This window comes from Faecalibacterium sp. An58, from assembly GCF_002161515.1.
Lineage (GTDB): Bacteria > Bacillota > Clostridia > Oscillospirales > Ruminococcaceae > Faecalibacterium > Faecalibacterium avium.
Genome location: NZ_NFHX01000006.1, coordinates 60,097 through 80,856, shown reverse-complemented (window position 1 = coordinate 80,856; position 20,760 = coordinate 60,097). Strand labels below are relative to the sequence as shown.

Here is a 20,760-nt window from a genome sequence, read left to right as displayed (position 1 = left end):
CTTCCTATTCGGTCCATCCGCAGGCAGACGCATCAGCCCAGCGCCGCTGCCGGCTCCTCCTCCAGGAAGCAGACCGCGGTGACCGTATCCTGCTCTTCGCCTTTTTTGAAGGTCAGGTATTCCGTTTGATCCTCAATGAATTCCACGGCGCTGGCCTCGGTCCCTTCCTGCACGTCCTCCACAGGATTCACGCCCTGCAGCGGCGCGCTCATCCGGACCGTGACGCTCTGGCCGTCGGGGGCGATGCCGCATTCCACCGTCACCATGCCCCCTTCTTTGCACTTGCGGCAGCACAGGGCGAACAGCTCGTCCACCATCACCGCCACGCGGGCATAGGCCCGGCGCTGGATGCTGTTGTCCTCAAAGCGCTTTTTGAGGAAGGCGGTCACCTCTCCGGCCGAGGCCGGCACGGCAGGCACCTGACAGTGGGCCAGCTCCTTGTCCCCTTTGCGGTATTCCAGCATCAGAGCCGCATAGCCCACCCGGTCCTCGTCCCGCTGGCAGTAGGCCGCAGCCTCGTCGGCGGTGAACTGCAGGATCTCCTCCGGGGCCTGGGCCCTGCTGCGGCTGCGGTTCAGCACGGCGCGCAGCTCCTGTTTCTGGAAGGGGACCCCGTTTTCTCCCGGGGTCTGCCCGAGGCCCGCCGTCTGCAAAAACAGGCAGTCTCCCTGGCGCAGCCGCAGCTGCTGGGAACGGTAGGACACGTTCTCGTTCATGCCGATGGCCGCGTAGACCGGGGCCTCCAGCCACTCATACCGCTCGCCGTTGCGCATCAGCAAAGGCAGCGCGCCCCCCGCATTGACATAGGTGAACATCCCGTTGGCGGTGTTCAGGGTGCCCACCAGCACGCAGAGGGACTGCTTGGCCCCCTGGTCGTACAGCTGGGTGTTCACATCCGCCATCGTTTCCACCAGCGAACGGCCCATCCGCAGGCGGCTGCGGATGGTGGTCTGTGCCACCACCATGTACAGCGCTTCGGTGATGCCGTCCCCCGGCACCTGCCCCACCATGATGCACAGCAGCCCCGGGTCGATGAAGAAATAATCGTAGAAGGTGCAGCTCAGCGCCTGGCCTTCCTCCACCCTGCCCGCCAGGGAAAAGGCGGCCGTGGCAGGGCTGTCCCGCAGCACCTGGGGCAGAGCCGACCGGCACAGTTCCTCCGTCAGCTGGCGGCGCACCGTCTGCTGCGCCTGCCGGTCTGCGGTGGCCTGCAGCTGTTCCATCCGGCGCTCTGCCTCCCCGATCCGGCCGGCAGCCACCTCCATGACGGCGCCCGGCAGACCCGGCACCTCCTGGGCCTGCTGCACCAGCTGGTCCATCGGGGCGCTGCCGGACAGAGCCTGGTACAGCTGTTCCAGCGGCCGGATCACCCGGTCCCGCAGGCGGCTGGCCCCGGCCAGCAGGAGCACTGCCGCCGCCAGGAACAGCCAGCCGGCCCAGATCCGGCCCGCCGGGCCGCTGTCCGCCAGCAGCACAAACCCTGCCGCTGCCAGCAGCGCCGCGCCGGCCTGCCACAGCCACAGGGATTCTTTGCGGCGATCCTCGTTCCTCATGATCTCACTCCTTTGACGCTCGTCTTTTCACCGGGCCAGATGTCCTCTGCGGCCCGCCGAGTCAGGTGTCCAGAAGGTCTGCGTATTCCTTCAGCTCCTCCCGGACCACCACGATGTCGTTCTTTTTCAGCTCATCCACCGCGGCCCGCAGCAGGTGCCGCATCGAGATGGGCTGTCCGCTGCCCGCCGCCAAAAAGGCCGCCGCCAGCACGATGTTCTTGATATGGCCTCCCGACAGGCGGAACTTTTCCGCTAGGAAGGCCCAGTCGATGTCGTCGGCCACCGGCGCGGCGGGGGGCAGCATCCGGCGGTAGATGGCTTCCCGCATGGGCGGTTCCGGGAAGGGGAAGCGCACCACATAGGTGATCCGCCGCATGAAGGCCGCGTCGATGTTGCCCAAGAGGTTGGTGGCCAGGATGCAGACACCGTCGTGCTCCTCCAGCTGCTGCAAGAGGTAGGCCACCTCCACGTTGGCGTTGCGGTCGTGGGCATCCTTGACCTCGCTGCGCTTGCCGAACAGGGCGTCGCACTCGTCAAAAAACAGGATGCACCCGGCGTGCCGCGCCTCCTGAAAGACCGCCCGCAGGTTTTTTTCGGTCTCGCCGATGTACTTGCTGACGATCTGGGACAGGTTGATCTTATACAGCTCCATATCCAGCTGGTTGGCGATCACCTGGGCGCACATGGTCTTGCCGGTGCCCGGCGCCCCCGCGAACAGGATGGACAGCCCCCGGCCATAGCGCACCTTTTTGTCAAAGCCCCAGCCATAGTAGACCTGGTGCTGGTAGCGTATATGGCCGCAGGCCTGCTGCATCAGCCGCTTTTGCTCCTCGGGCAGGACCACGTCCTCCCAGCTGTAAGCCGGGGGCACCCGGCTGGCCAGTTCTCCCAGCCGGTGGACCGCCTGCTGGTGGCAGCACTGGTGCAGCAGCCTCCGCTGCACAGGGCCGCCCCCTTCCAGGCCGGCCAGCCCCACCGCCTGGGCGCAGGCCGCCGCGATCTGCCGCGGGCTGAACCGGAATTTGGCCGCCAGCTCCTCCAGGGTGCAGTCCTCGGCCAGTTCCACCCCGGCCAGGGCGCTGCGGAACAGCTCCAGCCGCTCCTGCTCGGAGGGCATGGGCAGCTCCAGTTCCACCGTCAGGCCCTGCAGCCGGGCCGGGCCCCGCTCCATCGACAGGAAAAACCGCTTGCCCTGCAAAAATTCGGTCCGGCCCAGCCGGTCCATCATGGCGCCGTCCGGCGGGCGGCTCTCCGCCCCTTCCTGCCGGTCCAGGTGGTACAGGCACAGACACGCTCCCGTCAGGTCGGCGGCCAGGGCCGCCTCCTCTGCCCGCTGGGCCCATTCCTCCCCTTCCAGGTCGGCAAAGACACAGCGCAGCCCTTTGCGCGCCATCAGGTGGGCCACCTGGAATTTTTTGCCCACCCCCGCCGGGCCTGTCAGCAGCACGGTGCAGGGCTCCTGGCCAGCCATCGCCCGGTCGAGCCGGCGGGCCGTCTCCTGCTGGATGGCCAGGGGCGCTTCGGGGCTCTCTTTCGTTCCGTCAAACAGGCGCAGCCCGGGCCGGCTGGCGATGGAACCCGCACAGAGGTATTCCACCGCGACGTCCTGGAGATCCAGGCTGCCCTGGGCCAGCTTGTCCGGCTTGAACAGACGCAGAAAGCCGCCCTGCCCTGCAAACCGGGCCAGGTATCCCTCCGGCGTCTCCCCCCAGGGCAGGAACAGCTGGACCGCCAGGGCCGTGTCCGGGCACTTGCGGGTCATGTCGTCCTGCAGGTAGGCGTACAGCCGCTCATACTTGCGGTCCACATGGGGCAGATAGGCCAGCACCACGCAGCAGAATGCAAAGTCATCCAAATCGAACCGGTCCATCAGCTCCAGCAAAGGCAGTTCCGCCCAGGTCTTTTCGATCCGCGCGCCGATGGCCTCCAGCACCGCCATGGCGTCCTCCTGTTCCTCCGCTGTCTGCTGGGTCCACAGCCCCCGCTGGGCGGCCCGGGTGAGGTTGTGCTCGAACTCCTCCCGGGAGACCACCAGACCCAGCATATTTTTCAGGCTGCTGTCGGGGCCCAGCCACTGATGGTGGGCGTAGTACTGATAGAGCAGCAGGTCCACCCAGGCCGACAGGTCCTGGATCAGCTGTCCCTGGCTGTCGTAGCCGGCGTCCGGCCGGCGCGGCTCCAAAGGCCGCAGTTCTTCCCGCTCCACAGGGCGCCTCACGGGGTGTTGATGGTCAGCGCCGGGGTCATGGTCACCTGGATCACCCCGCCGTAAGAACAGATCAGCTTGCTGGTATGGTTGAGCAGCGGCTTGCCCCCCACCAGCACCGTGGGCACGCCGGCCGCCCAGGGGGCCGCCACGGCGGGCACACAGGGCATGGGCGTCAGCACCCCCATGGCCGCAGCGGTGGCCGCGGCCACCGTGGGGTTGGCCGGACACGAGCACATCCCAAAGGTGGGCGGCCGGTTGTCCATGATGGTGGCCTGCAGCTGGCCGCAGGCCAGCACCGTCTGCTGGGAGGTCACCGGCAGCACCGCCGGCGCCGCCCCGAACGAGCAGGTGCACATCGTCGTATTGACCACTGGATTTGCCATTATCGTTCTCCTTCCGGTCTCCAGATAAATTCCTGACTGCCCTCACGGATCTGGGTCCGGGCCAGACTGCCGCCGCAGAACATCCACACGACGCCTCCCTGGCGGAACCGCATCCGGACCACGCCGCCGTCCACGGCAAAGGACTGCGCCCCCACCAGGACCACTCCGCGGCCGTGGGGCAGCGCCATGGGCTGCTCCAACTCCCCGACGCCGCCGCGCAAAGCCCGCAGGGACACCAGTTCCGCCCCGTTGGGGTCCGCCACCAGGAAGGTCCCCGGCACCGGCAGCAAACGCTCCAGCCCCTGGCAGAACAGACGCACCTCCAAACCGGGGGGCGTCTCTTTGCCCTGGGCCAGCTTGAGGACAGGTCCGCTTTCCATCCCCACCCAGACCTGCCGGCCATCCGGCAGACCGGGCGCCCGGATGGTCAGGTCCGCCGTCCCCGCCGGGAAGGGATAGTCCTCGCCGGGCTGCAGGGTGATGGTCTTTTCCAGAAAGCCGCGGCCCGCCTCCACCGTCAGGCAGGCGGGGCAAAAACCGGGGCGCGTCAGCGTCACACGATGGGGCCCCGGGGCCAGGTCATGCAGCACGAGATAGCCGTCCTGCTTCCACAGGGGACGGCGCAGCGGCTGGCCGTCCACCCGGCACAGCACATCCCCTGCCACCACCCGGCCGGTAAAGCCGTCCCGCAGCAGCAGCACGGCGTCCACCTTCCGGCGGATCATCGGATGCCTCCTCTCCGGTCGTCCACACGGGTGCCGATGGTGACCTCGGTGACACGGGGCACCCTGCGCTCCACACGGGAGTTGATGGTCACGCCGGTGAGCATCAGCGAAAAGGACAGCTTGTAATCCTTGGATGTGTTGTTCCAGATCTTGAGCATCTGCTCCATGGGCACCCGCTCCACCAGCAGGTGCAGCTCGGCGTTCTCCTGGGCGCTGGAACCGCTCAGATACCGGGCGGGGATGACGGGGTTATCCCGCACCACCTGCAGCACCGCCCCGATGATCCGCTGCTGCTCGGCTTCCCGCATCTGGGCAGGCGCCTTGGAGTGGGCGGTCACCAGATAGTGCAGGCTGTACCGGGCCGGACGGATCCGCTGCACGTCCCGGTCCGCCTGGTAATAGCCCGCGTTCATGTTGGGGCTTTCCTCCTCCAGATGGTAGAGGTAGAGGGTCAGCTGGTTGTTCTCGTTTTCGTGGGGGGAGCACAGGGCGATCAGCTCCCGGTCGCCGAGGGGCTCGGGGGTCAGATTGTCCCGCAGCATCTCCACCAGCGCGGTGCCCGCCTCCATCAGTGCTGTATAGTCTGCCATTGCAAGCTCCTTTCAAGATGCCTCGAACAGGGCGGTCAGCTGCTCGCTGTACCAGCCGTAGTTCTGGCTCAGCCAGCCGCCGGTGGCCTGGTTGAGGCGGTTGGCCTCCCGTGCAAAGGACGCCAGCGCCTCGCACAGGGCCGCCCGGGCCTCGGACTGGGCCGTCAGCGCCTGGTACCACTCCGCTTTGGCAGCCGTCCCTGCGGCATAGCTCTCGGTCAGCTGTCCGGCCTCCTGCTCCGCCGCCTGGTATTCCGCCAGGGCGGTCTGCACCTGGTTGTAGGACTCGGTCAGGCTGGCCAGGGTGTTCATCACCGTCAGCTTGGCATCGGCGGTGCTCTCCCCGGCTGCCTCGGCGGCGTCCATGGCCGCCCGGGTCAGCTGGCTGCTGTCTGCCAGCGAGGGGTCGAAGTAGATCAGCAGACGGTCCAGCGCATAGTTGGACAGGTCCGCCACCCCGTACAGCACGCCCTGGGCCAGATCCTGGGCCCGCTGCAGCTGGCAATCGCGCACCGCAGCCCGCAGATCCGCCGCTTCGGCCTCCAGATCGCTCTCGGACTGCCGATCCCCGGCGGCCTGGGCCTCGGCCAGCAGTTCCTCGACACGGGCCAGGCTCTCCTCTGCGGATACCTCCAGTTCGGCCTGCTGCCAGTAGGACAGCATGGCGTCGATCAGCTTGACGGCCTTGTTCGCCGTCTTGCAGCCCGCCAGTGCCTCGGCGGGGTCGAGGACGCCGTAATAGGGGTTCTCGCCCTTGGCTTCCGGCGCGATGGTGATGAAGCCGATCCTGATGCCGGAGGGCTGCAGCGCATCGGCTGCGGCCTGGGCGTCGGATGCCGCCTCGAACAGGGGCATCAGCTGGTCGGTGTACCACTCGTAGTTCTGGGTCACCCAGCCGCCGGTGAGGATGTTCAGCCGGTTCGCCTCCCGGCCAAAGGCCGCCAGCGCAGAATAGAGGCTGCTGCGGGCGTCGGCCTGGGCCGAAAGGGCGCTGTACCAATCCGCCTTGGAGGCGCTGCCGGTGGCATAGCTGCCGGCCGCCGTCTGGGCCGCAGCCTGGGCGCTCTCATAGCGGTTGAGGGCGGTCTGCACCTGGCCATAGTCCTCGGTCAGATTGACCACAGAGGTCATGGCCGCCAGCTTGGCCTGGTCGGTGTCGGTGCCGGACACCTGGGCAAAGGCGGTGGCCGCCAGGGCAAACTGTCCGCTGTCGGTCTGGGAGGGGTCAAAGCACAGGGGCACCCGCTCCACTGCATAGTCCGCCAGATCCCCGATGCCCGCATCCTCAGCCTGCAGCTGGGCCAGCGAGCGCTGGGCCTGACAGGACTGGATCTGGCTGTTCAGCTCGGCCACCTGGTCCTCCAGGGCGGTGACCGTCTCCTCGGCGCCGCTGCCTGCGGCAAGATCGGTCTGGGCCTCGGCCAGCAGCTCCTCGGTGCGGGCCAGGTTCTCCTCCAGCCCGGCCTGGAGCTCGGACTGCTCCCAATAGGTCAGCATGGCATCCAGAACGGTGGAAGCCTGGTCCAGGGTGGTGCACAGCACCAGCCCCTCGGCGGGGTCCTTGAGACCGTAATAGGGATTTTCGGATGTGACGCCGGCCGCGCTGGCGCTGCCCAGGTCCAGAGAAGCCAGGAAGGCCTCCATCTCCTCGGTGCCCGCCGTGCCGGCGCCGCCCATGGCCGAGAGGTCCAGCGCGCTCACGCCTGCTCCCGGCTTCTGCCAGGTGAGCAGCACGGCCTGGTCGTTGACATCGTACAGGCAGGCGGCCTGGTAGTCCTCCGCCGTCACGATGAGGGCCTGGTAGCTGCCCGCATCCAGCTGCAGGCCGGACAGCGGGACGGCATCCACGGTGCCGCGGCGCTGGTTGGCCCCGGCGGGCCACTCGGGCAGGCCGGCACTGCCGGTGCCCGGCAGCAGCAGCACCCAGCCGCTGCTCTTGCTGGCGGCAGGGGCCGCCAGATAGAGGGACTGGATCTGGGCGTCCTCCTCCTCGGTCTGGAAGGAGCACAGGGCGCTCAGGCCCAGTTCGGGGCTTTCCACCAAAAAGCCGCCGTCGTCACGGACGGTGGTTTGGTTCTTGTCCCCCAAAGCCTCCCGCAGCTCATCCACCGAGAGGCCCAGCAGCCAGGCCCCGTCCAGGGTGCCCCGGCTGAACTGCCCCTGATAGAGCATGGCGCCATCCTTGCTGTACAGCGCGCCATAGCCCTGGGGGCGGCTGTCCGCCCACTCGCCCTCGTAATACAGACGGCCGCTCTTGTACCATTGGACCACCCCGGCGGGCTGGCCGTCCTGAAACTCGGCGTCGATCCATTCGGTCTCATCGGTCAGATACAGCCGGCCGCTGCCGTTGTACATTCCCCGGGCAAAGCTGCCCTCATAGAGCAGCCGCCCTTCCTCGTTGTAGGCGGTGCCGGTGCCCTCGTACAGGCCCTCGGCAAACTGCCCGCGATAAGCGGTTTGGCCGCTGGTATAGTAGGCCGTACCGGTGCCGCTGGCCTGCCCGTCCGCGAAGTTGCCCTCGTAGACCAGCACGCCGTCCTGGTACAGTTTGCCGCTGCCGTTGTACAGGTCATTTGCAAACTGGCCCTCGTAGCACAGCACCCCGCCGGTGTAGGCGGTGCCTTCGCCCGAGCGCTGGCTGTCCAGGAACTGCCCCGCGTAGGCCAGCAGCCCTTCCTCGTCGTATTCCTCGCCCCGGCCCTGCAGCTCCCCTGTTTCCAGGCGGCCCGCATAGAGGGGGATGGTCTTTTCCGGGTCGGAGTAGACGATCACCCGGCCGCTCCAGTCGGGGATGCGGCTGTCCTGCACATAAAAGCGGGCGGTGAGAAAGTGGCTGAGCAGAAAAGGCCACACCAGGAAATAGCCGGCCAGTCCCAGCACCACCAGGAGGATGGCCAGCCGGATCAGGAAGGCTTTGGCAATGAACAGCCGGGATGTCTCTACATAGTCCTCCCGCTGGGTGGGCTTATTGGTGGCGGCGGCAGCGGCCTGCAGCGTGGCGTTGGCCGCCCGGGTGGCGTTGCGGGAGATGTTGGTCATCTGCCGCAGCCGGGTGGTGATGCCCACAAAGCGCCGGACAAAGAAAGCCCGTATGGTCCTGAAAAAGACCCCCACAGACCGGGTGATCTGATTGAAAAAGTAGTTCAAGTGTATGTCCTCCCCTGTGTTGTTCCGGCCGCCCCGCCCCGCAAGGGCGCAGGGCCTGCCGGCACCGGTGGAACTTTATGTTCCTTCTGTCTTAAAACATCCGCAGCAGGCCGCTGCGCCAGAACAGCAGTCCCAGCGCCAGCCCCAGCGCGAACAGCAGCCCCCAGCGCAGCAGCAGGCTTTTCCAGCGCCGGACTTTGGGGCAGCGGTAAGGCTGCACCGGGGAGCGGCGCCGGTAGCCATCGGCGCAGACCACCGTGCTCTGGGGCGTCTGCTCAGGGGCCAGCTCCCCGGCTTCCCGGGGCCTGCGGGCCTCCTCCGCCATGGCCTGGGCCGCGTCCTCGATCTTTTGTCCGGCCCGGCGGGACATCCGGTTGACCTGGCGGACCAGGCTCAGCTCGGAGCGCACCTGGGACGTCTGGCGGCTCACTTCCCGGCGGACCGCGCTTTCTGCCTGCCTGCGCAGCAGATCCAGCGGCGAAACAGCCATATCACTTCCTCCTTTGATCGGTCCGTCCGGGGTTCAGCCCGCAGACCAGTTCGGGATCCCGCTCCATCCGGTCGGCCAGGTAGAGATAATACCGGGCGCCGCCGTCGGCGGGGTTGTCGTGCACCAGTTCCAGGAAGGTCCGTTTGGCCTGGCCGGTCTCGCCGCTGTACAGGGCGTACACCCCCTGGCTGAACCGCTGGACCGTCTGGGCCTTGCCCTTGCGCACGCTGTATTCGTCTCCGTCAAAGATCTCATAGACCCGGATGGCGCTGTCATCCAGCCAGCACTTGCCCAGATAGCGGCTGCCGTACTCGCCCGCGCCCCCGATGATGGATTCGGTGCACAGGATGCGGGCGTCCAGCCGCTCCGACAGGGCCACCAGCTCCCGCACCACCGAAAAACTGGTGGAGATGGTGGTGGGCTCCATGTGGGCGCTGTCGCCCACCACGCCCAGCAGCACATCCCCCACATCCAGCGCGATGTGGAACCGGACGGTGGGCAGGCCCGCCTGAGCCTGGCTCTCGTTGAAGGCCAGCACTTCCTGCTGGATGGCCACCGCCGTGCTGATCACCTGGGAACTGTCGTTTTCCATCACCACGTCGTAGCCGTCGTAGGAGAAGTGGAACACCGTCCCGCCCTTCTGGGTGGCCAGGGTGGCGGTGCGCTCGATGACCTGGTTGACGCTGTCGAACAGCAGCCGGCTGTTGCTGGCCTGGGTGTAGAGGGGTTCGGGGAACTGGAACCAGATCATCATGACCGCCATATGCCGGGAGGCAAAGGTGCTCTTGTCCACCTTCTGGATGCTCTGCCTGCCCAGCAGATTGAGCAGCTGTTCCGGCACAAAGCGGCGGTAGGCCGTCTCGGTCTCCTGCCGGGCCTGCTGCTGTTCTTCCAATGCCGCGGCGGCGCTGGTGAGGGTGGCCGCCATGCTTGCCAGCTCGTCCCCGGTGCCCAGGTACAGCTGTCCGCCCCCCTGGGGCAGGGCCGCCGTGGCCCGGGTCAGGCGGCGGATATCCCGTCCCACCGCCAGCAGCACCAGGATGGCCGCAGCCACCAGCAGGCCCATCCCTGCGGCCACTGCGCCTTTGCTCCGGTCTGCGGGCCGGGTGTCCGCCGAGAGGATCACCACCCACTCATCCACCGCAAAGCCGGCCCGGAAGGTGTCTCCGCTTTGGGTCACGGCCGTGCCGTCCTGGGCGGCCCGGGCAGCCAGCGCCCCGTCAAAGCCGGGCTGCAGCGCCGCCAGGGTGCCGTCGGCCAGCTTCCACTGGTCCTCCTGGCGGCTCGCCGCCGTCACCGTGATATCCCGGTAGGCGCCGCCGGTCTGTTCCAGCGCCGCCGACAGGGCTTCGGGCAGCTGCTCGGGCGCAGCATCCTGCTGCAGCGTCACCCGCAGCACCCCTTCCACCACCAGGCGGTCCCTTTCCAGGGCCTGCGCCTGCCGGGCGGGCAGGGCCAGACCGAAGTGCAGCCCCAGCGCCCCCGCCGCCGCCAGAGCCGCCAGCAGGCAGCCCCAGTGGATGGCCATGGGGGCCCAGCCCCGGCGCCAGCCCGCGATGAGATACCAGGCCAGGGCGGCCACGCCGACGGACGCCGCTGCCAGCAGCAAGAGCATCCCGGCACTGTACCCCCGGGTGGGGTAGAGGACGCCGTCCAGCTCGCGGACGCCGTCCTCACCGGCAAGGCAGAGGGTATGGCCGTCCAAAAGCAAAAGCGCCCGTCCGTCCCCTGTCAGGGAGACGCTGTTCAGCTGCCTGCCCTCCACGGCGCCGGCCAGGGACAGCACCTGGCGCACCGCGCTGTTGGTCAGGTCGCTGTAATACAGACTCAGGGTAGCTGCGTCTATGTAGTACAGGCCGGTGCCCCGGCGGGTCAGCTGGGACACCGACTGGCTCTGGGTGATGGCGGGGTTGTTCTGCCCCTCCATCGAAAGCAGGCCCTGCCCGCCCAGCACCAGGGCGCCGTCCGGCAGCACCGCCGCCGTGGAAGCCCCCGCCAGATCGACGCTGCCCGTCTGCACCAGGCCCAGCTGGCCGGTGCCGCCGGCATAGCTGACAGCCCGTCCCCGGGACAGCACCACAAAGGACAGCCGATCCCCGTCCTGTGAAAACACCGATAGCCGGGTCCCGTTTCTGCGCTCAACAGAAGACGCCCCCCGGCATGTTTCCTCCAATAATTGCTCCGCGCCCCCTGTCCGGCTCAGACGGTAGACCGACAGGGTGCTGGCGTCGGGGCTGTACAGCCCCAGCATCACCAGATCGTCCTCGCAGGGATAGAGGGCCGCAATGGTGCCCCCTTCCTGACCGGGCAGGGGGACAGACCAGCCCCCCACCACCTCGCCGTCCAGGCCGAACAGGCGCAGCTGCAGCTCGCCGTCCTCCCAGCGGGCGGCGGCGGCCAGGCCATCGCTGCCCACCGCGGCCGCTTCGTAAGGCTGCGGCCCCCATCCATACCGGAGCACCGAGCCGTACAGCTCCACTGCCGGCTCCGCCAGCATCCAGGCAGAGCAGACCGACAGGACCAGCAGCGAAAGGAAAAACAACCATTTTCTGCCCGTGCTCATAGCCTCTCCCTCCGCGTTTTCCATCGTTTCAGCCAGATCTTCAACAGCGTCAACCCGCGGCTGACCAGGTTTTTCGCCTCAAATTCCTCCTGCTGCTGCCAGATGTCCCTCTGCGCCTCCCGCCAGCGGGCATAGAGCGCCACCACCGAGTGGAACAGGCCCTGCTCCAGCTCGTCCCGGAAGGCCCATTCTGCCTCCAGGGCGGTGCGGCGGCGGGGCAGGATCTTCTTCACCTGGTCCCCCGCCAGCAGCGCCAGCTCCCGCGGGTTCATCTCGGGCAGAGGCCGCAGCATATACCGCAGCTGCACCTGCCGCTGGGTGGTGTCGATCCGGACGTTTTCCGACAGCATGGCCGCGCAGGCCACCTCCATCGGCAGGTTGGCCAGCTGCAGGGCCTGGTGCAGCACCAGCTCGGCATAGTCCAGCCGGTCCTGCCAGCACCACTGGTCCCCCTTGTAAAACACCTGGTCGATCTCCGCGCCGCCGCAGCTGTCAAAGACCACGGCCAGGGTGTCCCCGCACAGGAACATCCCCCGAAAGGCGGGGCATTCCTCCGGGCGGATGTCCGCACAGATCCTGCCATAGCGGTGGAGCAGCCGCCCCTCGTACAGGTTGATCAGGCGGGAGGGGGTCTCCCGCTCCTGGATATCCACCGCTTCCACCAGGGCATAGTCCGGCTCGCTCCACAGCACCTGCACCACTTTGTATCGCTCTCGGATCAGCACCGTGTCCATGGACGTTCCCCCTCCCGGTCATCTCATTCTACAATCACAAAGGCGCTGGCCCGCACGTTCTCGTCCGCGCTGGCCACGGCCACGATCTCATATGTGCCGGGCATCTCGGGCGCCTGGTAGACGCCGTTGCGGTCGATGGAACCGCCGCCCTCCTCGTTCACCCTCCACTGCACGCCCTTGTCCTCGCTGCCCACCACTTCGGCCTGCAGCCGCAGGGTGCCCCGCCGGCTGACATGGGCAAACTCGGGGGTCACCGTCAGGCTCACCTGGCGCTGGGCCAGGATGCGGCTGGTGTCCCGCTCGGGCTTCTGGGCAAAGTAATGGACCGTGACCCGGTTGCCGTCCACCATATCGTGGAGCCACAGGCCGATCCGCATGGTGCCCCGTTCGGGATAGACCAGGGCGGCCGCCTCCACCCAGGGCGGGGTGGTGGGCGCGGTCTTGCCCTTGAACACCTCGCTGTTGCCAAAGTAGAGGGCAGTCTCGCCGCCGGCGCTCTGGTCCGCAAACTCGACGCTCAGCCGCACATCCACCGCGCCGGGGCCAAGGCCATGGGCGATCTCGTCCGAAAAGACCCGGCTGTTCACCCGCAGCCCTCCCGGCATGGTCAGATCCACCGTCCCGTGGGAGACGGCGTAGTCGTACTGCTCGGGGGCGGGGATGCCGAAATCGAAGTGGAGCGCGCCGGTGGAAGGCTGGTACACCGACTTGACATCCGGCTTCTGCCAGTATTCCAGGCTGCGCACCGAGGTGGTCACCGCCTGCAGTTCCTGCCGGCCGGCAGCCGAGCCCTCCCGGGACAGCCGCTGGCGGAAGGGGAGGTTTGTGACCGAGGCCAGGAACATACTGCCCGCCGAGTGGATCAGCTCCAGCTTGGCCAGGTAGATGGGGATATCGCGGCCGCGCAGATGCCGCTCCAGGTTGTCGGTGCGCTGGCGCCGCTCCTCCAGCTCCTCCTGGCTGCCGCACAGATGGCAGCGGCTGTCCACTTCGATGTAGTTCTTATAGCTGTGGCTGCCCAGCTCCAGGTCGATCTCGCCGCCGCTGGGGAACAGAGGGCTGTCCACCCCGCCCAGCTGGCGCGCCTTAAGCTGGAAGCTGGCCGTGTAGACCCGGCGCTTTTCCTCCGGGCTCTCCTGGAAGGCCAGACGGATGCGGCCGTCGCCGCTGTCCACAAAGGCGCTCTCCCCTTCCAGCTTGAAGTGCACCGGCGGGGTGCGCTCGTTCTTCACCACCAGCACTTCCACCGTGAACTCCTCCCCGGCGCAGACCGCCTCAGGGGCGCAGAGCACCAGCGTCAGCTCCTTGCTGGCGTACAGCACCGAGACATTGTCCCGGCCGGCGGCTTCCAGCAGGCCCCGGAACTCGGGAGGCTGGGCGGTGAGGAACAGACGGCAGCCCTCGCTGGTCATATTGCACTGGCGGCTGGCGCCGGTGTCGGCGCCCACGGCGTTCACCGGCTCCACGTCGGTCTCGTCGTAGCTCAGGCACAGGTAGGCGCTCTCCTGGCCCTGCAGCGTCTCCTGGCCCTCGATCATCTGCAGCTTGCGCAGCAGGGGTTCTTCCACCACCACCATGCGGCCCTGGTAGTCCAGAGCCATACCGCTCTCGATCAGGAGGGTGCTGTCGTCGCTGGCGCTCACGCCCAGCCCGCAGACCACGCCTGCCCCCAGGGACAGCCGGCTGAGCAGCTGGCTCTTCTTGCGCATATAGTTCTGTTCCACTTCAAAGTCGCGGACCGTCAGCAGCTTGCCGTAAAAGTAGCGGTTGCGAACCACAGGGAAAAAATCCGTGTTTCCACTCATGGGTATGCTCCTCCAATCGTCGTGTCATAGTGGATGGTCACCGAGTCGTCGATGGCCGCGGGGATGTAGTCTCCGATCCGGGAGTTGATGCCCAGATAGGTGTGCCAGTCCAGCTGGATGCAGGGCTTGAGCAGCACCAGCTCCATCTCGGTTTCCGCCGGCAGCAGCTGGCTCATCCGCTCCAGAAAGTGTTCCATATCCTGCTGTTTTTCAAAGGTGCCCTGGGGCAGCAGCAGGAAAAAGCGGTAGGGGTCCTCGCCGTACAGCCGGCGGTAAAGGGCCGGGTTGCGGCAGGCGGGGCTGTTGGGGTCCACCGCAAAGTGCTCGATGATCCAGGGCTTGCGTCCGGTCAGCCGCCAGGCGGTGCGCCGGACTCCCTCCACGGTGTACATCGTCTCGTATTCGTCCAGGATCCGGGGCAGCCTGGCCCGCAGGTCCTCCTCCCCCTTTTCCGGTTCCATGCACAGCCACCGCGCCAGAAAATCCACCATCCCGTCGCTGGCGCTGCCGGGGTCTAGCTGGCGGGGCAGAGCCTCGATGTCCGCCTCCATCCCCATCAGCAGGGTGTTGAAGATCGACAGGTATCTGTAAGTAAAGTCCTGCCCCTGGTAGATGGCGGGCAGGTAGTCCACCATGTGGTCTCCCTCCATCCAGAGGGACAGCCCGTCCACCCGGGGGCGCCGTGCCCCGCCTGCGGCCAGCTCCAGCGCCAGCCAGAGGTAGCGCCCCGACACCTGCAGCAGCAGGTCGGTCTGGGCCGTGGGCGGCCCAAACAGTTCCCGCAGGGCCTCCGAAGTCAGGGCCTGGCCCCGCAGCTGTTCCCACTGGGGCCAGTCCTGCCGGTCGCTGGCCCGGGCATAGACCCGGACGGCGGCTTCCGGCGGCACCTGGGCCAGCAGCCTGAGCCGCCGCCACCCAAAGCCCGCCTCCCCGCTGTCCACCGGCGGCAGGCAGGCCGCCCCGGCATATGCCCCGGCCTCCAAAGCCAGGGCGTCTCCCTGCAGGGCGATATGTTCAAAGATACCGCCCAGCCACTGTTCCTTGCAGCAGAGGGTCCGGTATTTCTGTGTCTCACTCATAGGATGTCCTTCACCCCCGTTCGGCCGGCCATTCTCACGGCCGCCTCAGTTCCAATTCCACCCGCTCCAGCGCCAGGATCCCGTCCGGCGGGATCACCAGGTCGCCGGCGGCATTGCGGTAGCTGCGCTGGTCCATCCCCCGCAGCTCCAGCTGCTCGATCCGGAAGATGCCGGGCAGCTTTTGCAGCGCCGCCGCCAGCTCTCCGGGGCAGCCCGGGGCGCCGATCCGCTGCTGGCAGGGGGCAAAGTATTCTTCCAGCGCCCGGCGCACCATCTCCTGGCTGGTCCCCGGCGCCGCCGTCAGCCGCCCCGTCAGGCTGAAGGGCACATATTGGGCCGCAATGGTCCTGGCCTGCACGCAGATGGAGCGGCAGCGCTCCAGCTGGCGGTCCACCGCGTCCAGGAACCGGCGGTCCGCCTGGGGGCGTCTGCCCTCCCCCGCCGGCAGCACCACCACGCTGACGTAGGCGCTGTGCCGCTGCTGGGGCGCGTCGGGGTCATAACCGGGCAGGGCCCTGGCCCCGGCCAGACGCAGCCCCGGCGTCTGCCGTGCGCATCGCTCGTAATCTTCTGCCGAAAGGCATTTGCGGGTCCGGTTCAGCTCGGCCAGCAGCCGGGCCCGGCCCTGGGCCAGGGTCTCGGCTTCCCGGCCGCCCCAGGCGGCGCTGTGCTCCACCCGGGTCCCGTCCTCCTGGAACGCCAGAAGGGAATCCGCCGGGATATTGCCGCCGCTGCACCGGGACAGGACCAGCCCCGTCACCAGCACCGCGCCCGGCCCCGGCATCACCACCGCCCCGTGGAGCCCATCCCCAAAGGTGATGATCTCCCGCCGGGGGTCGTAGGTGAACACCCGGTCCCGGGGTCCGCAGACCGACAGCTCCTCCACCCAGTGCCATAAAGCCGGGCGGACGCTGCCGTCCTGCTGCAGCGTCATGCACAGGAGGGTCAGCCGGTCGGTCAGCACCTCCTGGCCTTCCACCCGCAGCTGAAACTGTTCTCCCGGGCGTCCCTTGGCGTCGAATACCATCTCGCCCGGATGATCCGGGTCCTGGCAGACCACCAGCAGGTTGTCCTCTCCGTCCAGGGCCGCGCCGGCGGCGTCCACCTCCAGCTCCAGCCCCTGGGCGGCGGCGTGCGCCTCATAGCGCCCGGTCTGCTGCCAGCCCATGCCGTCCCGCAGAAAGACCGCCAGATCCGCCTTCCGGGCCTGGGCGCTGGCGATCTGCACCCGGCAGCCCGCCTGGCCGTTCACCGTAAAGAAATAACTGGCCGCCCGGGTCTCCTGCTGCAGCGCCTGGTAACGTCCCGCCGACAGGCCGGACAGACGCACCTGTTCTTCGCAGCCGCCCTCGGTCTGGCGCAGGCGCAGCCACCACAGGCCGTCCTCCCCTGCCTGCCAGGCCTCGGGCGCCGGCAGCGTCACATAGCCGCTCCAGCTGAGGGCCCAGGTCTCATCCTGCAGGGGCTCCACCGGGCCGGCCCCCTCCATCTCCCAGCACAGGGTGCGGGGCAGCCGGGCCTGCCGGTCGGGCGGGTTGCGCTGCACCCCGTCGGGCTGATGCACCTGGAACCACAGACGCAGCGTTTCCTCCGGCTTTTGGCCAAAGCCCAGCAGCAGGCTGGTGTCCGCCGTCCCGCCAAAGGCAAACGGCTGGAACGGTGTCCCGTCCGCCGCCAGACCCGACACGTCCACCCGTCCGCCGTCCCGGGCCACCAGCACCCGTTCCAGGCAGGGGCGCCGGGCAGGGATGGGCTCGGCCAGCTCAAAGCAAGCCTCCTCCAACGTGGCCAGCCGGGCCAGCGCCGGGCGGGGGGGAGCCTCGGGCGGGATCTCCAGCGCACAGCGGGCCGGCTGAGCGGGCCGCAGCCGCAGCCCCGCCAGTTCCAGCAGCTTCTGCTGGATGGCCGGGGTCAGCCGGTCCATCTGATACTGCTGCATCTCCTTGTACCAGGCCATCAGCTCCAGGATGGTGATGCCCGGGTCATGGGCGTTGTGGTCGGTCCACACCGGGCACAGCCATGGCAGCCGGCCCTCGGCCTCCGCAACGATCTCATCATAGCGCTGGTCGTCCAGCCTGCGGGATACCAACACAGGGCACCCTCCTTTCAAACGATCCCTTCATCAAGCGCATCTCACTGGATGCGCACCACATGGACGCCGCTTTCCACCACCGCATAGGGGAAGCCGCCGTCCTTTTCCAGCGGCGCCAGGCAGGCCTGGCCCTGGCGGTCATAGGCGCCCTCGGCCAGCAGGCTGCGGACCGCGCGCACGTTGGGCACGCTCCGCACGCAGCTCCACAGCTCGTCCATCCGGATCTGCCCGCCCACCGGCCGGGCGCTCCACACCTGGCCGATCAGCTGCTGGAGCCGGCGTCCGATCTCCTGCTGGGTATCGGCGGCCTGTTCCATCCGCTCCAGCTCCACCGTCACCTGGGTGTTCACCCGCAGGACGGTGGCGGGATGGACGTGCAGCCGCCCCTCGGCCACCAGGCAGCAGGAACACCGGCTGCCAAGGTAGCTGTACACCTGCCGGCACAATGCCTCGTTGTCCTCGGCGGCCTGGCTGAAGCCGGTCAGCACCACCGTCACATGGCCCGCCCGGGGCTTGCCCTGGGGGTCCCGCCCTGCAAAGCAGCGCACATGCTGCACCTGCGGGAAGCCCTGGCGCACCAGGTCCTCAAAATCCCGGCCTGCGGCGGCCCGGCCCCGGGTGCGCAGGTGCCGGCTGCCCCGGCTCTCGATCTGCTCCATGGTCAGCCGTCCGATGCCGCCGCTCATGGCGGTCAGGTTCTGCACCGCGCTGATGCGGGGCAGCCCTTCCAGCACCGAGTGCACCGCCCCGGGCGGCACATTGCCCTGGGCGCCGCCGCCGCTGGCGTAGGTCACCAGGATGTTGTGATCACCGGCGGGGGGCACACGGCCCTGCCGGCCGTCGCCAAAGCGGATGGTCCCCTGGTAGGGATCCAGCGTGTAGACCCGGTCCCCGCCGTCCGCCAGGGCCAGGTCCGGGATCTCCTCCCAGCGCACCCAGCAGCGGGTCAGCACATGGTCCTGCTGTTCCAGCCGGACACGGTCCGGAGCCTCCCGGGCCATCCGTCCCGCTTCAGCGGCGGACAGCCCCTGCAGCTCGTCCACCCACACGGTGCAGCGCTGCACCGGGGCCGTGAGCAGCTGCACCGTCTTGCCCGCCTCATAGATGCCGGTGTCGAACCGCTGGTCGGGCTCCTGGCGGCACTGGACCGCAGGCACCACGTTCAGCTGGACCCTGGCCGCCACCGGGGGCGGGACGGGACGGGGCCCGGTGCAGGTCAGCCGCAGCCAGCAGCCCTCGGCCCCAAACAGGGAGGCGCGGGGCACCGGCTCGGTCAAAAACAAATAGATGCAGCCGCTGTGCAGCAGCTGTTCGGTCTCATCGACGGCCCGGACCGGCTCAAACGTTTTGCCGTTCCACCGCTCCCACAGCAGCTGGCCTTTCAGCTCGGCCCGCCCCAGCATTTGCAGCCAGATGGACAGGGGCATGGCGTGGGGCGAGCGGTCAAAGCAGAAATACATGGCCGCAGGCCCGGGGGCCAACGGTTCCAGCACCGTCATCCGCAGGTCGCCAAGGCCGGCGGCCTGGCCGATCTCACGGCGGGTCCCGTTGTTGGCGCTGGCGATCCAGGCCACCGGCTCCGGCGCCGGGTACTGCCACTGGAACCAGGCCCCTTTGCACAGGGGGACGATCCACCGCTGGTACAGCGAGAAGCTGTTTTCCACATCGGTGACCCGGGCCCGGATGTAATATCCCTCCTCAGCGTTGACCTCGGCGGGCTGGATGTCCTGCGGCACCTGGAAGATCAGGTCGTAAGGCCCCTCCTGCCGGCAGGAGAAGGGGTTGCGGCTGCCCTGGGTCTGCAGCTGGCGCCAGCCCATGCCGTTGTAGTACTCCCACACCACCCCCGACACCCGCACGTCGTCGGGCTTGGCCAGCACGGCGCGGCGTTTGTCGATGATGGGCTGGGTGAACTGGTAGTTGGGCCCCTGGGACGGGGGATCGAACACGATGGGCTCCAGTTCCAGATGCAGCTGGGCCCGGGCGCCGCGCTTGGTCAGCACCGCGTCGCTGCGCAGATAGAACAGGTCGTACAGGGCGGGCCTTTTGCCAAAGCAATAGCCCCCCTCCTCCTCGAGAGGCACATCCCCGCTGAACAGCCGGGCCGCCGGCACCTCCCCCAGCGGGGCGCTGCACACAGCCGCCTGCTGCAAGGTCAGGGCCATGGGGGTGCACCCCTGGCAGCGGATGCAGATCCGGCCATCCTGGTCCGGCTCGAGGGACAGGCCGGTGCGTTTTTCCAGCAGGATCCGGCCGTTTTCGGCCCGCACCCCGTCGAAGGGGAGCCAGGCCCCGCCGTGGAAGTAGCTCCAGCGCAGGCCGGGGGCGGTCAGCAGGTTGGCGGTCTCCAGCTCCAGGTAGCGCACGTTCTGCCGCAGCTCCACCTGGATGGTGCAGGGCCCTTCCAGCCGCAGCACGTCGTTTTCACTCAGATAGAATTCGTGGACCTGCATCTCCTGCCCGCCGGGGGCAAAGAGGGGCCAGGGCCTGGACAGGTCCACCCGCTGCAGGCTGTCGCTTTGGGCGTCCACATAGTAGACATCGGTCAGCCGGGCCGGGGTCGCCTCGATGGAGCGGCGGGTCTCATAGACCACATTGCTGCCCGACTCGTCGGAGGTGAACACCTGCGTTCCCGAGCGGACCAGCACCGGCTGCTCCACCGACTCGTTGGGCATAAACTGCATATTGCCCTGGGCCGCCACCGGCCCCGGTTCCTGGTAGCCGATCTGGTTGAGGAACTCGGTATAGAGCTTCTGGGGCACGGCGTTCATGCGGTCCACCGTCTGGCAGAACATGGTGCAGAACAGCTCGGCCAGGGCGGCGCCGGGATCGTCCTCGGTGCTCTCATACCGCCACTCGGGGGTATAGCTGCGGGCCAGGGCCGCCACCTGGGCCCGGATCTCTTCCGGGCCGCGGGGATCAAGGACCGGGTGATTCATACGCTGCCCCCTCCCTCAGAACCTTCCGTCACATAGAAGGGATAGACATGGTTGTAGCGGTTGTTGGTCGAGCGGACGGTGTACTCCACTTCCACCACGATGGCTCCGTTCTGCCGGTCCATCTGGCGGCAGTTCACCTTCACATCGGTGATCCTCGGTTCCTGGTAGATCAGCTGTTCCCGCACCTGGCGGGCGATGCTCTCCCGGGTGGAACTGGAGGAAGGCGTGAACGTATAGTCCATGATGTTGGAGCCAAAGCCCGGGCGCATGACCCGCTCACCCTGCATGGTGTTCAGGATGATGCCGATGGCCTCCCGGATGTCCTCCTCCTGGCTGACCATGGCGAACTTGCCCGTGCGGGGGTCCACCTGCAGGGGGAATTTCAGCCCGCGGCCCAGGAACTCCTTTCCGTTCATGTTCATACACTCCTCCCGTCCCACCGGCGCGCCGC

General features: G+C 67.9%; 14 protein-coding genes. All 14 read right to left on the bottom strand.

What is annotated here, in order from left to right:
• Positions 1–32 precede the first annotated feature (32 nt).
• The 14 genes from B5G12_RS06460 to B5G12_RS06395 all read right to left on the bottom strand — a co-directional run bounded on the left by B5G12_RS06460 (position 33) and on the right by B5G12_RS06395 (position 20,731).
• Entirely contained in the window at positions 33–1,553 is a 1,521-nt protein-coding gene (locus B5G12_RS06460; protein ID WP_087324318.1) for a PP2C family protein-serine/threonine phosphatase, read from the bottom strand.
• Between the two features lie 61 nt (positions 1,554–1,614).
• On the bottom strand, positions 1,615–3,759 hold the full coding sequence (locus tag B5G12_RS14925; protein WP_144064108.1) for an ATP-binding protein: 2,145 nt from the start codon (positions 3,757–3,759) through the stop codon (positions 1,615–1,617).
• Between the two features lie 8 nt (positions 3,760–3,767).
• Positions 3,768–4,145, bottom strand: coding sequence for a DUF4280 domain-containing protein (locus B5G12_RS06450; RefSeq protein WP_087231494.1), 378 nt, complete (start codon positions 4,143–4,145; stop codon positions 3,768–3,770).
• Positions 4,145–4,870 (bottom strand): hypothetical protein, encoded by a 726-nt coding sequence (locus B5G12_RS06445; protein WP_087324316.1) that lies wholly within the window; start codon positions 4,868–4,870, stop codon positions 4,145–4,147. The genes B5G12_RS06450 and B5G12_RS06445 overlap by 1 nt, the downstream gene beginning before the upstream one ends.
• Positions 4,867–5,460: a Pvc16 family protein gene (locus B5G12_RS06440; RefSeq protein WP_087324315.1), complete on the bottom strand. Its 594-nt coding sequence runs from the start codon at positions 5,458–5,460 to the stop codon at positions 4,867–4,869. The genes B5G12_RS06445 and B5G12_RS06440 overlap by 4 nt, the downstream gene beginning before the upstream one ends.
• Before the next feature lie 12 nt (positions 5,461–5,472).
• Positions 5,473–8,607 carry an MORN repeat-containing protein gene (locus tag B5G12_RS06435; RefSeq protein WP_087324314.1) on the bottom strand — a complete coding sequence of 1,045 codons (3,135 nt, stop codon included), beginning with the start codon at positions 8,605–8,607 and terminating at the stop codon, positions 5,473–5,475.
• 91 nt (positions 8,608–8,698) lie between these two features.
• Positions 8,699–9,097, bottom strand: a complete 399-nt coding sequence (locus tag B5G12_RS06430; protein ID WP_087231482.1) for a hypothetical protein — start codon at positions 9,095–9,097, stop codon at positions 8,699–8,701.
• A 1-nt stretch (position 9,098) separates the two neighbouring features.
• Positions 9,099–11,660 carry an adenylate/guanylate cyclase domain-containing protein gene (locus B5G12_RS06425; protein ID WP_087231478.1) on the bottom strand — a complete coding sequence of 854 codons (2,562 nt, stop codon included), beginning with the start codon at positions 11,658–11,660 and terminating at the stop codon, positions 9,099–9,101.
• Positions 11,657–12,394, bottom strand: coding sequence for a hypothetical protein (locus tag B5G12_RS06420; RefSeq protein WP_087231475.1), 738 nt, complete (start codon positions 12,392–12,394; stop codon positions 11,657–11,659). The genes B5G12_RS06425 and B5G12_RS06420 overlap by 4 nt, the downstream gene beginning before the upstream one ends.
• A gap of 23 nt (positions 12,395–12,417) precedes the next feature.
• Entirely contained in the window at positions 12,418–14,199 is a 1,782-nt protein-coding gene (locus B5G12_RS06415) for a hypothetical protein (RefSeq protein WP_087231472.1), read from the bottom strand.
• On the bottom strand, positions 14,196–15,278 hold the full coding sequence (locus tag B5G12_RS06410; protein WP_087324313.1) for a hypothetical protein: 1,083 nt from the start codon (positions 15,276–15,278) through the stop codon (positions 14,196–14,198). Before B5G12_RS06410 ends, B5G12_RS06415 begins: the two co-directional genes overlap by 4 nt.
• Before the next feature lie 34 nt (positions 15,279–15,312).
• Positions 15,313–17,370 (bottom strand): putative baseplate assembly protein, encoded by a 2,058-nt coding sequence (locus tag B5G12_RS06405; RefSeq protein WP_158099686.1) that lies wholly within the window; start codon positions 17,368–17,370, stop codon positions 15,313–15,315.
• Between the two features lie 41 nt (positions 17,371–17,411).
• Complete coding sequence (locus B5G12_RS06400; protein ID WP_087324311.1) at positions 17,412–20,309, bottom strand: baseplate J/gp47 family protein; 2,898 nt, start codon at positions 20,307–20,309, stop codon at positions 17,412–17,414.
• The gene (locus B5G12_RS06395) at positions 20,306–20,731 is read right to left on the bottom strand and encodes a gp25 family contractile injection system sheath assembly initiator (protein WP_087324310.1); all 426 of its coding nucleotides are present in this window, start codon (positions 20,729–20,731) and stop codon (positions 20,306–20,308) included. Before B5G12_RS06395 ends, B5G12_RS06400 begins: the two co-directional genes overlap by 4 nt.
• Positions 20,732–20,760: the final 29 nt, after the last annotated feature.